The following is a 12,362-nucleotide window of genomic DNA, read 5'->3' as shown; positions in this document are numbered from 1 at the left end:
CTCAGCCGCTGCGCGGCACCAGGTGCGGTGCCAGCGTGGTGAGTTTCTCGCAGGTCTCTTCGAATTCGCGGTCCGGGTTGGACGCCGCGATGATGCCGGCACCGGCCCGCAACCAGGTGGCGCCGTCCTGCTCGTAGACCGCGCGCAGGGTCAGCGCCGCGTCCATCTCGCCACCGGCGGTGAACATCACCACCGCGCCGGAGTACAGCCCGCGCGGGGTCTGGTCCAGCCGCAGGATGGCGTCGACGCTCTCGGCCTTGGGGATCCCCGAGGCCGTGACGGCCGGGAACAACGCCGCCAGGGCGTCCATCCGGTCGAGCGACGAGCTCAGCCGGCCGCCGACGGTGGACCCCAGGTGCTGCACGCTGCCGCGCTCGCGGATGGTCATGAAGTCGTAGACCATGGCCGTGCCGGGTTCGGCGACCTCGGAGATCTCCTGCATGGAGGTGCGCACCGAGATGGCGTGCTCGACGATCTCCTTGGAGTCGGACTCCAACTCGTCACGCGCGGCGCGGTCGGCGTCGGCGCCACGCCCGAGCGCCCGGGTGCCGGCCAGCGGTTCGGTCAGCACGGTGCCGTCCTCGTGCACGGCGGCGACCAGTTCGGGGCTGTAACCCAGTGCCCGAATTCCGCCGAATTGCAACAGGAATGAGCGCACCGGCGTGTTGTTGCGCCGCCCCACCCGGTAGGTCGCCGGGAAGTCCAGGGCGAACGGCACGTCGAAGCGCCGGGACAAGATCACCTTCTGGTACTGCCCGGAGCGGATCTCGTCGATCGCGGTGGCCACCCGCCGGCGATAGTCGGCGGTGTCGGAGCCGACGTCCAGCGGCCGCGGAGGCGGTGTCGGCGCCAGGCCCTTGGCGATCAAGCGGTCGATGGCCGCCGGGTAGGTCGCGTCGCCGTCGACGACGGTGGCCTGGGTCTCGGTGACCATCACCTGGCTGCCGGGCAGGAACAGCCGGGCCAGCGGCGTCCCCGGCGGCAGCTGCGCCTGCAGGCCGAATCGGTAGGCGCCGAATTCGAAAGCCACCCAACCGAACACCCGCCGGCCCTCCAGCAGCAGCCGGTCGACCGCCGCACCGAGGGCCACCTCGGGACGCCCGGTCCAGGACTGTCGCGTCACCACGCCGTCGGTGATGAGCCGCAGTTCGTCGGAGTCCAGTTCGATGGCCACCCGGACATCGCTTGCCAGGATCCACTGTCCGTTGTGTTCGTAGACGAGGTACTCGTGGCCGTCACCCTCGGCCATCCTGGCCAGTTCGGCCACCACATCGGCGGGGGTGATACCGGGCGGCAGCGCCAGCGGAAGTACCACAACGTTTTCCGCGCTGGTCTCCACGGTCACCTTTGCCTCACCTTGAGAGTCGACGTAAGCACCAGGTAAATTTAGCCTAACCTAGCTTATTGTTGGCGCCCTCCGTCGATGTGAGTTAGCCGACCTTGTCGGCCATCGACCACCCGGACGCCGAGACCCGCTGCGACCAGAAGTCCGCGTACTGGCCGCCGCGGGCCATCAAATCGGTGTGCGTGCCGCAATCGGCGACGGTCCCCGCACCCGAGAGCACCACGATCTGGTCCGCGGCGGTGACGGTGGACAGCTTGTGCGCGATGACCACGACGGTGCTGCGCTGCGCCAAGGTGCGGATGGCGTCGGCGACATGGCGCTCGTTTTCCGGATCGAGCGCGCTGGTGGCCTCGTCGAAGAGCACGATCGGGGCGTCCTTGAGCAACGCGCGGGCAATCGAAACTCGTTGCCGCTCACCGCCGGACAGCGCCGATCCACCCTCCCCCACCCTGGTCTGCCAGCCCTCGGGCAGCCGGTCCAGCACCGCGGTCAGCCCGGCAGTCTGCGCCGCGGCGGCGATTTCGGCTTCCGTCGCGTCCGGCCGGCCGATCCGCACGTTCTCCCAGAGCGTGTCGTCGAACAGGTAAACGTCCTGGAACACCAGCGACAGCTGCGCCATGAGGTCGGCGGTGCGCTGATCGCGGACGTCGACGCCGCCGACGCGCACCACCCCGGCGTCGGTGTCGTAGAAGCGGGCGATCAGCCGGGTCAGCGTGGTCTTGCCGGACCCCGACGGCCCGACCAGAGCCGTCATGGTGCCCGGTTCGGCCACGAAGCTGATGTCGGTGGCCACCGACCGGCCCGGGTAACCGAATGCGACGTGCTCCAACTCGACCCGACCTGGGGTCGAAACCTGCTGCGGTACATCGGGTTCCGGAAGGGCTGGGGTGTCCAGGATTGCGGTGATGCGATCCAGTTCGGTGCGGGCCATCCGCATGGCCGAACCGTATTCGGCCAGTGCGGCCAGCGGCGAGGCGAACCGGGCCGCCAGGCCCAGGATCGCCACCGCCGTGATCGGGTTCAATTGGCCACCGCCGTTCCCCGTCGCCCCGTCGACGGCCAGCCAGGCAGCTGCCGCGATGAGCACCGAGAAGACCGCCTGTACCGCAACACCGTTGACCATCAGGCCTGCCACCGAACGCCACAGGGCCCGCCGGCCCACCGTGTGCTGGGCCTCCAGCGCGGCGCCCAGCGGCGCGAAATCCGCCCCGGTCCGCCCGAACGCCCGCAGCACCGGCTGGCACCGGGCGAACTCCACGACGCGGGTGTTCACCTCGACCTCGGCGGCGTGATTGAGTGTCTCGGCCTCGGCGATCAGCCGGGAGGCCAGCCGGCCGCACCCCACCAGCACCAGGCCACCGACGAGGGCGACGACGGCGATGCGCCAGTCGAACAGGGCCAGGCCGGCCACCACGGTGGCGGCGCTGACGATGTTGAGCACGATCGGGGTGATCAGGTGCGCCCCGCTGGTGCCGACGAACGTGGTTCCCTTGACCGCGATCTGGGAGACCGAGCCGACGGTGTCGCGGGTGAACCAGCCCAGCGGCAGGGTGACCATGTGGTCACCGAGCCGGTGGTGCAGCAGCCGCATGGTGGCCAGCGCCATCCGCATGGCCCGCGAGGACTGGACGTACTGGGCGACCGCCGCGGCGACCACCACCACGGCGAGCACCCCCAGCCAACGTGCCGCGTCACCGTACCGGCCGTCGAACAAGGCCTGCGAGATGGGCACCAGCAGCACCATCGCGATGCCGTGCAGCAGGCCGTAGGCGCTGACCCAAGCCAGGTAGCCGAACATCAGCCCACGCTGCGGGCCGAGGATGCGCAGAAAACCCCGGATCATCGTGCGGCCTCCCGCAGATCGCTGCCCGCGCTGTACACCTGCCACATCTCGGCATACTTACCGTCGCGGGCCAGCAATTCGTCGTGGCGGCCCTGTTCGACGACACGGCCTTCGGCGAGCACGACGATGTTGTCCGCACCGACGATCGACCCCAACCGGTGGGCGATCACCAGCACCGTGCGGCCGGCGATCAGCCGCGACAGCGCGGCCTGGATCTGCGCCTCGGAGTCCGGGTCCGCCGATGCGGTGGCCTCGTCCAACACCAGCACCGGGGTGTCGGCCAGCAGGGCGCGGGCGATGCTGACCCGCTGCGCCTCACCGCCGGAGAAGTGCGCGTCTTCGCCCACCACGGAGTCGTATCCCCGTGGCAATTCCAGGATCCGGTCGTGGATGTGCGCCGCTTCGGCGGCCTGGTAGACCTCCTCGGCGGAGGCGTCCGGGCGGCCCAGCGCGATGTTGTCGGCCACGCTGACGCCCAGCAGTTGCACGTCCTGCAACACGAAGCCGACATGCCGGTACAGCACCGCAGGGTCGATGTCGCGCACGTCGATACCGCCGACGCGGACCGCACCCGTCGTCGCGTCGTGGAACCGCGGAACCAGGGTGGCCAGGGTGGACTTGCCGCTGCCGGACGGTCCGACCAGCGCGGTGATGGTCCCCGGGGCCAGGTGTAGGTCGACCTCGTGCAGCACGGTGTTGGCACCGTCGTAGCTGAAGCCGACTCCGTCGAAGTCGACCGAGTTACCTTGCGGAACAAGCGGTTTGGCCGATACTTTCAGCTTCGGCTGATCCAGTAGCCGGACCAGCCGACCCGCGGCGGCCTGGGCCTGCTTGCGGATGCCCGCGGAGTAGCCGACGGCGAGCACGGCGGCGGGAATGGTCATGGCCACCAGCGTGGATCCCAGCACGTCGATCGGTGCGACCCAGCCGCTGCGCACGAACCAGTAGCCGCCGGCCAGGTTGACCAACAGCACCGTCGGCGCCTCGATGAAGATGGACGACGACGCCTTGACCCGCACCATCGGGCCCATCCAGGCGGCGAAGCCGTCGTTGAACTCCTCGGCGGCCTCGGCGAAACGCTTGTGCGCGCGGCCGGTCTCGCCGAATGTCTTGACCACCGCCACCCCCGCGATGAACTCGACGATGGTGGCACTGATCCGCGCGATACCGGCATTCATCCGTTCCATCTGCACCCGGACGTCGCGGCCCAGCCACATGTACACGCCGAGGTACACCGGGGCGGTCCCGATCGCCAGCAGGCCCAGCCGCCAGTCCAGCGCGAAACAGTAGGCCAGTCCGAAGGCGGGAGTGGCCAGCGCGCCGGTGTTCTCCACCGCGGAGTGCGCGACCAGGAAATGCAGTTCGCCCACGTCCTGCTGCACGGCCTTGCGCACCTCGCCCGAGGACGTGCCGTTGAACCAGCCGAGCGGCAGCCGGCCCAGGGTGTCGACGATGCGCCGGCGCAACGAGCGCTGCAGGTCACCGTCGGCGAGGTGGGTGAGGGTCAGCGCGGTGCCGTTGGCCCAGGTCCGAACCAGCAGCGCGGCGATCACGACGGCGACGACGGTCCAGACCCGGGACGGGTCGACCGCGCCGCCGGCCAACAGCAGGCGCCCGATCTCGACGATCCCGATGAACGGCACGATGGTGGCGGCGGAGGCCACCAGGGTGAGCAGCTGCGCGACCCGGGACCGACCGGCCACCGGGGCGAGCAGCGCCTTCAGCGCCAACGCGTCGGCGCGGGCGGCCTGACGCGCGGCCAGCTGGTTGTATCTCGCGGTCGTCCGGGGTGGCGTCGACGCGGCCTGAACTGTGGTCATCCACGCTCCATAGGTAAGGGTTGCCTAACACCCTAGCGTGGCATCCCCGTTCACTCGGAACTCACGGCGCCGCCCACTCGCACTTTCCCGCCAGGGACGCCATCTCACTGCCGGATTCAGTCCAGCAGGGTGCGCACCACGGCATCGGCCAACAGCCGGCCCGGGTCGGTGAGCACCAGCCGATCGGCGGCCCGGGTCACCAACCCGTCACCGATGGCCACCTCCGCCCGGCTGCGTTCGTCCGCGGACAGCACCGCCACCGGCAGGCCGCTGCGCAACCGCAACCGCAACATCACGTCCTCGGTGTGCCGCGCGGTGTCATCGAGCGTCTCCGAATCGGCGATCGGCAACCTGCCCTCGCCCAGCGCCTGCGCATAAGCGTTGGGGTGCTTGATATTCCACCATCGTGTCGAACCGACGAAACCGTGCGCGCCCGGGCCGGCGCCCCACCACTGGCCCCCGTCCCAGTAACCCAGGTTATGCCTGCACTCCCCGCCGGGGCGGCTCCAATTCGACACCTCGTACCACTGCAACCCCGCCGCCGACAGCTGCGCGTCGAGCAGTTCGTAGCGCTCGGCGAGCACATCGTTGTCCGGGGCGGGCACCTCGCCGCGGCGCACCCGGCGGGCCAGGGCGGTGCCGTCCTCGACCACCAGCGCGTACGCCGACACGTGGTCGACGCCGGCCGACACCGCGACCTCCACCGAACGGCGCAGGTCATCGTCGGTCTCGCCCGGAGTGCCGTAGATGAGGTCCAGGTTGACGTGCTCGAATCCCTCGGCTCGGGCCTCCAGCGCGGCCGCGGGTGCCCGCCCGGCCGAGTGCACCCGGTCGAGCACCGCCAGCACGTGCGGCGCCGCGGACTGCATGCCCAGGGAGATGCGGGTGTAGCCGGCGGCCCGCAGTCGCGCGAACAGGGCCGGCGAGCTGGATTCCGGGTTGGCCTCGGTGGTCACCTCCGCGTCCGGCGCCAGGGTGAAATGCGCGCGGACCGCGTCGAGCACCGCGGCCAGCCCGTCGCCGCCCAGCATGGTAGGGGTGCCGCCGCCCACGAATACGGTGTCGACCGGCCGCGGGCCGACCTGCGCCGCGGCCAGCGCCAGCTCCAGCCGCACCGCCGCCAGCCAACCCGCCGGGTTGGCGCCCCCGAGTTCGGCGGGCGTATAGGTGTTGAAATCGCAGTATCCGCAGCGGGTCGCGCAGAACGGCACGTGGATGTAGATCCCGAATGGTCCCGCCGGCACGCTCATGGGTCCAGTCTCCCAGAACCGATTTTGCTCAGCGCGATCGCAAATCTGGCCCGGTTAGGGCTGATGGCGCCGGTCGTGGCACAATGGCGGGCATGACCTCCGCCCGTAACAGCACCACCGGTATTGCACTGGTGGCACGGCGGCATGTCGACTTCAAGCGCGTCTGTAGCTGTTGCTGTCTTCCTTGACGACTGCGTTGACCTAGGACCCAGCCCACCCTGAAATTTCAGCTGGCCGACGGATCTGCGCCGCCGGACAGCCACCGGTGGCCTGCGCGATCCCTCCGCCTGCTCCTCCACTAAGGAGCCAGTTCAATGACGACCGCGAATCCTGCTAAGCCAGCCAAGCGCCCACGCGGCGAAGGCCAGTGGGCCCTCGGCTACCGCGAGCCGCTCAACGCCAACGAGCAGTCCAAGAAGGACGACAATCCGCTCAACGTGCGGGCCCGGATCGAGAACATCTACGCCCCCGGCGGGTTCGACAGTATCGACAAGGGTGACCTGCGTGGCCGGTTCCGCTGGTGGGGCCTCTACACCCAGCGCAAACCCGGGTACGACGGCACCTGGACCGGTGACGAGAACACCGACATGCTCGAGGACGAGTACTTCATGATGCGGGTGCGCAGCGACGGCGGGGCGCTGACCGCCGCCTCACTGCGGACGCTGGGGACGATCTCGACCGAATTCGCCCGCGACACCGCCGACATCTCCGACCGGGAGAACATCCAGTACCACTGGATCCAGGTCGAGAACGTGCCCGAGATCTGGCGCCGGCTCGACGAGGTGGGCCTGCAGACCACCGAGGCGTGCGGCGACTGCCCCCGCGTGGTGCTCGGTTCGCCGCTGGCCGGTGAGTCGCTCGACGAGGTCATCGACGGCACCCCGGCCATCGACGAGATCGTCAAGCGCTACATCGGCAAGCCCGAGTACTCCAACCTGCCCCGCAAGTTCAAGACCGCGATCTCGGGTCTGCAGGATGTCGTGCACGAGGTCAACGACGTCGCCTTCATCGGCGTCAACCACCCCGAGCACGGCCCGGGCTTCGACCTGTGGGTGGGCGGCGGCCTGTCCACCAACCCGATGCTGGCCCAGCGGGTCGGCGCCTGGGTGCCGCTCGACGAGGTGCCCGACGTGTGGGAGGGCGTGGTCAGCATCTTCCGCGATTACGGCTACCGCCGGCTGCGTTCCAAGGCCCGGCTGAAGTTCCTGATCAAGGACTGGGGCGTGCAGAAGTTCCGCGAGGTGTTGGAGACCGAATACCTCAAGCGGGCCCTCATCGACGGCCCCGCCCCGGATCCGGTCTCCCGGCCCATCGACCATGTCGGCGTGCAGCGGCTGAAGAACGGTCTGAACGCCGTCGGCGTCGCCCCGATCGCGGGCCGGGTGTCGGGCACCATCCTGACGAAGGTCGCCGACCTGGCCGAATCGGTCGGCTCGGACCGCATCCGGTTCACCCCGTACCAGAAGCTGATCATCCTCGACGTTCCCGACGACAAGGTGGCTGGGCTGCGCGCCGAATTGGACGCCATCGGGCTGCCGTCCACCCCGTCCCATTGGCGGCGCAACCTGATGGCCTGCACCGGCATCGAGTTCTGCAAGCTGAGCTTCGCCGAGACCCGGGTCCGGGCCCAGAGCCTGGTGCCCGAGCTGGAGCAGCGGTTGGAGGACATCAATGCCGAGCTCGACGTGCCCATCACGGTGAACATCAACGGGTGCCCGAACTCGTGCGCCCGGATCCAGATCGCCGATATCGGCTTCAAGGGTCAGATGGTGGACGACGGCAACGGCCCGGAAGAGGGTTTCCAGGTGCACCTGGGCGGCAGCCTGGGCCTGGACAGCGGGTTCGGCCGCAAGCTGCGCCAGCACAAGGTGCTGTCCACCGAACTCGGCGACTACATCGAGCGTGTCGCGCGCAACTTCGTGAAACAACGCGAGCCCGGCGAGCGTTTCGCCCAATGGGCGTTGCGAGCCGACGAAGCTGATCTTCGATGAGCGCCCGCGCGAAGAGCGAGAGCTGAGGTAATGATGAGCGACCAAGCGCTGATGACCGAGGAAAATCTGCGAGGCATCGCCGAGCGCGGTGCCAGAGAGCTCGACGGCGCCGACGCGATGGACCTGCTGCGCTGGACCGATCGGAACTTCGGCGGCAACTACATCGTGGCCTCCAACATGCAGGACGCGGTGCTCGTCGCCCTGGCCGCCGAGGTCCGCCCCGGTGTCGACGTGATGTTCCTGGACACCGGGTACCACTTCGTGGAGACGATCGGCACCCGCGATGCCGTGGAGGCGGTCTACGACGTCAAGGTGCACAACGTCACCCCCGAACGCACCGTGACCGAACAGGACGCGTTGCACGGTAAGGACCTGTTCGCCCGCGACGCCGCGGCATGCTGCCGGATGCGCAAGGTCGAGCCGCTGAGCAAGGCACTCAAGGGCTATTCGGCGTGGGTCACCGGGATCCGCCGGGTGGAGGCGCCGACGCGCGCCAACGCTCCACTGATCAGCTTTGACGAAGCCTTCGGTCTGGTGAAGATCAACCCGCTCGCGGCGTGGTCCGACGAAGAGATGCAGAGTTACATCGACGAGCACGGCATCTTGGTCAATCCCCTTGTCTACGAAGGCTATCCGTCGATCGGCTGCGCACCGTGCACCAGCAAGCCGATCGACGGCGCGGATCCGCGCAGCGGACGGTGGGCCGGGCAGGCCAAGACGGAATGCGGGCTGCACGCCTCGTGAACGGGCCGCGGGCGTGAGCAGCGCAAGCGCCCTCGTCCTGACCGCCCACGGCAGCGCGGATCCGCGCGCCGCCGCCAACACGCATGCCGTCGCGGCCACCATCCGCCGGATGCGCCCCGGGCTCGAGGTGATTCCGGCGTTCTGCGAACAGAATTCGCCGAATCTGGTCGATGTGCTGTGTTCGGTGGGTGACCGCGCGGTGGTGACACCGCTGCTGCTCGCCGATGCCTACCACGCCCGCGTCGACATCCCGGCGATGATCGCCGAGTCCGGGACAAGGGCCCGCCAGACCGAAGTGCTCGGCGAGGACGATCAACTGGTGGCCGTGCTGCGCCGCCGCATCGCCGAGGCCGGGGTGTCCCGGCTCGACGGCGTCGGTGTCATGGTGACCGCGGTGGGTTCGTCACGCCCAGAAGCCAATTCGCGCACCGCCATGGTGGCCGAACAGCTGGTGGCGCACACCAATTGGACGGCGGCGACCGCCTTCGCCGCCGGCGCGCACCCGAACCTGGCACGGATCGCCGGTGAACTCCGGGACCGCGGCGCCGATCGGCTGGTCATCGCGCCGTGGTTCCTGGCGCACGGCCGCATCACGGACCGGGTGGCAAGTTTCGCCACCACGCACGGCATCCCGATGGCCCAGCCGCTCGGGCCGCACCGGCTGGTCGCCGAGACGGTGCTGGACCGCTTCGACGCCGCGTGCGGCGTCGCGGCCGCCGCGTAGGCCGCCAAACTCGGATAGTGGCCATTATTCAAATAATGGTTACTATCCAAGTATGGACGACGCCGAAAAACCGCGCCGGTTGACCCGCGCGGAAAGCAGAGAACGCACCCGCCGGCAGCTGCTCGAGGCCGCCGCGCAGGTCTTCGCCCGGCGCGGCTACGCCGCTGCGTCGGTCGAGGAGATCGCGGAATCGGCCGGTTTCTCGGTCGGTGCGGTGTACTCCAACTTCGCCAACAAGGACGAGTTGTTCGCCGCCTTGATGACCGACCGGGCCGTCAACCACATGGACGAAGTGGCCGACATCTTCGACTCCGCCGAAGCGCTGTCGCAGGATCCGCTGCAGGCGCTGGGGCGGATGCTGATCGCCATCGCCGACAAGGACCTTCACGTCGCCGTGCTGAAGACCGAGTTCTGGCTGCACGCCGTGCGCAATCCCGAACTGATGCGCATCGAGGCCGACGCTTCGGCGCGCACCCTGGGCGCGGTCCGCGAGATCCTGGCCGGCGTGCTGGACCGCAACGATGTCGACCAGACCGTGGTGTCCGTCGACGATTTCGCCACCATCACCCTCGCACTGTTCAGCGGGTTGATCCGGCAGCGCCGCATCGACCCGAAGCGGGTCTCCGATGACATGTTCGGCCAGGCGATGCGATGGCAGATCGCCGGCATGCCCAAGAACTCCGGACGAAAGTAGCCACCCGTGGAATGGATCGGCAACATCGGGCTCTACGCGATCCCGGCCTTCCTGCTGCTGCTCGGCATCGAAGTCGTCGGTGACCGTCTGGAGCGCAGGCGAGCCGACGCGAAAACGCCGGCGCGGCAACGGGTTGGCTTCGGACTGCGCGACACCCTGGCCAGCCTGTCGGTGTACGGGCTGGGCCGGATCGCGAAGATGGGCGAGCACTTCATCTCGGTGCCCATCGTGCTGCTGGCAGCGACGCTGGCTCCGGTCACACTGTCGGCATCGGAATGGTGGGTCTGGCTGCTGGCGATCGTAGGGGCCGACCTGGCCTACTACGCCGAACACCGCATGAACCACCGGGTTCGGTTGTTCTGGGCGGCACACAGCGTGCACCACTCCAGTCAGCACTTCAACATGTCGACCGCGGTGCGGCTGCCGTGGCTGATCCCGGGCCGGTTCCTGTCGTCGGTGGTGTACATCCCGCTGGCACTGACGGGTGTGCCGGTATGGCTGATCTTCCTCAGCCAGGCGATCGTCCTGCTGTATCAATACCCGCTGCACACCGAGCTCATCGGAAAGCTCCCCCGCCCCGTCGAATACGTCTTCAACACCCCGTCGCACCACCGGGTACACCACGGCGCCAACAACCCGTACCTCGACAAGAATTACGGCGGCATCCTCATCGTCTGGGACCGGTGGTTCAACAGCTACGCCGACGAAACCGAAACGGTGCGTTACGGATTGACCAAAAACATCGACACCCACAATCCCATCAAGGTGAACTTCCACGAGTTCGCCGCGATGGTGCGCGACATCTGGCGGGCCGGCACGTGGCGGGGCCGCATCGGCTATCTCGTGGGCCCACCGGGGTGGACCGAGAAACGGCCGGTCGACGACGAGCAGTCCGCACAGCCCGTCGTGGCCTGACTAGACGCCGGTCAGCGCGGATTCCGCCGGCGCGCTCGTGCCCAGGTTGGGCACCCGGGTGGCCCGCACGTAGACGGTGTCGCCGTGCTTCAAACCGAGCGCCTCGGCGTCGCCACGGGTGATCTGGGCCGTGAACGGCACGTTGTCGGTGGCGCTGGTCAGCTCGACGCGCACCTCGAAGCCCAGCACGACGATCCGGTCGATGACGGCCCGGATGACCCCGGTCGCCGCCACCGTCGGATCGGCACTGGCGATGGCCATCTCCGGATTGCGGCCCACCCGGATGTCGTGCGGGCGCACCAGCGAGCCGTTGACCGAGGACACCGCGCCCAGGAAGGACATCACGAACGGGTTGGCGGGTTCGTCGTACACCTCGGTGGGCGAACCGACCTGCTCGATGCGACCCTTGTTCAGCACCGCGATCCGGTCGGCGACATCGAGCGCCTCGGCCTGGTCGTGGGTCACCAGCACGGTGGTGACGTGGACCTCGTCGTGCAGCCGCCGCAGCCACGCGCGCAGGTCCTCGCGCACCTTCGCGTCCAGGGCGCCGAACGGCTCGTCGAGCAGCAGTACCTGCGGGTCCACCGCCAGCGCCCGGGCCAGCGCCATGCGCTGGCGCTGGCCGCCGGAGAGCTGGTTGGGGTACCGGGTCTGGAAACCGGCCAGCCCCACCACCTCCAGCAGGTTGTCGACCTTCTCCTTGACCTCGGCCTTCGGCCGCTTACGGATCTTCAGGCCGAAGGCCACGTTGTCGCGCACCGTCAGGTGCTTGAACGCGGCGTAGTGCTGGAACACGAAGCCGATGCCGCGCCGCTGCGGCGGCACCCCGGTGACGTCCCTGCCCTTGATGGTGATCTCGCCGGTGTCCGGGGTATCGAGGCCGGCGATCGCCCGCAACAAGGTGGACTTGCCCGAACCGCTGGGCCCCAGCAGTGCGGTCAGCGACCCTTCCGGGACCACGAAGTCGATATTGTCCAGGGCCACGAAATCGCCGTAGCGCTTGTTGGCGCCCTTCACGGTGATGGCGTTGGTCATT

11 protein-coding genes are annotated in these 12,362 nt (G+C 68.8%); 6 read left to right on the top strand and 5 right to left on the bottom strand.

Annotated features, from left to right (window positions below; all coding sequences use genetic code 11):
• Position 1: 1 nt before the first annotated feature.
• The 4 genes from AWB94_RS21795 to hemW form a co-directional block, all read right to left on the bottom strand.
• Positions 2-1,339: a salicylate synthase gene (locus tag AWB94_RS21795; RefSeq protein ID WP_409365961.1), complete on the bottom strand. Its 1,338-nt coding sequence runs from the start codon at positions 1,337-1,339 to the stop codon at positions 2-4.
• Positions 1,340-1,430: 91 nt separating this feature from the next.
• A complete protein-coding gene (locus AWB94_RS21790) occupies positions 1,431-3,188 on the bottom strand; it encodes an ABC transporter ATP-binding protein (RefSeq protein ID WP_062655380.1) in 1,758 nt (585 codons plus the stop codon).
• Positions 3,185-5,008 carry an ABC transporter ATP-binding protein gene (locus AWB94_RS21785; protein ID WP_062655381.1) on the bottom strand — a complete coding sequence of 608 codons (1,824 nt, stop codon included), beginning with the start codon at positions 5,006-5,008 and terminating at the stop codon, positions 3,185-3,187. Before AWB94_RS21785 ends, AWB94_RS21790 begins: the two co-directional genes overlap by 4 nt.
• A gap of 116 nt (positions 5,009-5,124) precedes the next feature.
• On the bottom strand, positions 5,125-6,258 hold the full coding sequence (gene hemW, locus AWB94_RS21780) for a radical SAM family heme chaperone HemW (protein WP_062655382.1): 1,134 nt from the start codon (positions 6,256-6,258) through the stop codon (positions 5,125-5,127).
• Here hemW and AWB94_RS36320 point away from each other — a divergent pair.
• From AWB94_RS36320 to AWB94_RS21755, 6 genes are all read left to right on the top strand, one after another.
• Positions 6,237-6,446, top strand: coding sequence for an Ms4527A family Cys-rich leader peptide (locus tag AWB94_RS36320; RefSeq protein WP_420092929.1), 210 nt, complete (start codon positions 6,237-6,239; stop codon positions 6,444-6,446). The two genes, hemW and AWB94_RS36320, sit on opposite strands and share 22 nt — an antisense overlap.
• A 126-nt stretch (positions 6,447-6,572) precedes the next feature.
• Positions 6,573-8,249, top strand: a complete 1,677-nt coding sequence (locus tag AWB94_RS21775; RefSeq protein ID WP_062655383.1) for a nitrite/sulfite reductase — start codon at positions 6,573-6,575, stop codon at positions 8,247-8,249.
• Positions 8,250-8,282: 33 nt separating this feature from the next.
• The gene (locus AWB94_RS21770) at positions 8,283-8,993 is read left to right on the top strand and encodes a phosphoadenylyl-sulfate reductase (protein ID WP_062655451.1); all 711 of its coding nucleotides are present in this window, start codon (positions 8,283-8,285) and stop codon (positions 8,991-8,993) included.
• A gap of 13 nt (positions 8,994-9,006) precedes the next feature.
• Positions 9,007-9,717, top strand: a complete 711-nt coding sequence (locus AWB94_RS21765; protein WP_062655384.1) for a sirohydrochlorin chelatase — start codon at positions 9,007-9,009, stop codon at positions 9,715-9,717.
• A 52-nt stretch (positions 9,718-9,769) separates the two neighbouring features.
• Positions 9,770-10,411 carry a TetR/AcrR family transcriptional regulator gene (locus AWB94_RS21760; protein WP_062655385.1) on the top strand — a complete coding sequence of 214 codons (642 nt, stop codon included), beginning with the start codon at positions 9,770-9,772 and terminating at the stop codon, positions 10,409-10,411.
• Positions 10,412-10,417: 6 nt separating this feature from the next.
• The gene (locus AWB94_RS21755) at positions 10,418-11,326 is read left to right on the top strand and encodes a sterol desaturase family protein (RefSeq protein WP_062655386.1); all 909 of its coding nucleotides are present in this window, start codon (positions 10,418-10,420) and stop codon (positions 11,324-11,326) included.
• On the opposite strand, the gene AWB94_RS21750 is transcribed toward AWB94_RS21755, so the two are convergent.
• The gene (locus AWB94_RS21750) at positions 11,327-12,361 is read right to left on the bottom strand and encodes a sulfate/molybdate ABC transporter ATP-binding protein (protein ID WP_062655387.1); all 1,035 of its coding nucleotides are present in this window, start codon (positions 12,359-12,361) and stop codon (positions 11,327-11,329) included.
• Between the last annotated feature and the right edge of the window lies 1 nt (position 12,362).

Source organism: Mycolicibacterium canariasense (assembly GCF_002101555.1).
Lineage (GTDB): Bacteria > Actinomycetota > Actinomycetes > Mycobacteriales > Mycobacteriaceae > Mycobacterium > Mycobacterium canariasense.
The sequence above is the reverse complement of the archived record's forward strand: the minus strand, read 5'-3'. Positions and strand labels throughout refer to the sequence as shown.

Excerpts from the sequence above, each read along its gene's own strand:
- AWB94_RS21760 (WP_062655385.1), top strand. The coding sequence starts at position 9,770 with ATGGACGACGCCGAAAAACCGCGCCGGTTGACCCGCGCGGAAAGCAGA.
- AWB94_RS21775 (WP_062655383.1), top strand. The coding sequence starts at position 6,573 with ATGACGACCGCGAATCCTGCTAAGCCAGCCAAGCGCCCACGCGGCGAA.
- AWB94_RS21785 (WP_062655381.1), bottom strand. The coding sequence starts at position 5,008 with ATGACCACAGTTCAGGCCGCGTCGACGCCACCCCGGACGACCGCGAGA.
- hemW (WP_062655382.1), bottom strand. The coding sequence starts at position 6,258 with ATGAGCGTGCCGGCGGGACCATTCGGGATCTACATCCACGTGCCGTTC.
- AWB94_RS21750 (WP_062655387.1), bottom strand. The coding sequence starts at position 12,361 with ATGACCAACGCCATCACCGTGAAGGGCGCCAACAAGCGCTACGGCGAT.
- AWB94_RS21790 (WP_062655380.1), bottom strand. The coding sequence starts at position 3,188 with ATGATCCGGGGTTTTCTGCGCATCCTCGGCCCGCAGCGTGGGCTGATG.
- AWB94_RS21770 (WP_062655451.1), top strand. The coding sequence starts at position 8,283 with ATGAGCGACCAAGCGCTGATGACCGAGGAAAATCTGCGAGGCATCGCC.
- AWB94_RS36320 (WP_420092929.1), top strand. The coding sequence starts at position 6,237 with ATGGTCCCGCCGGCACGCTCATGGGTCCAGTCTCCCAGAACCGATTTT.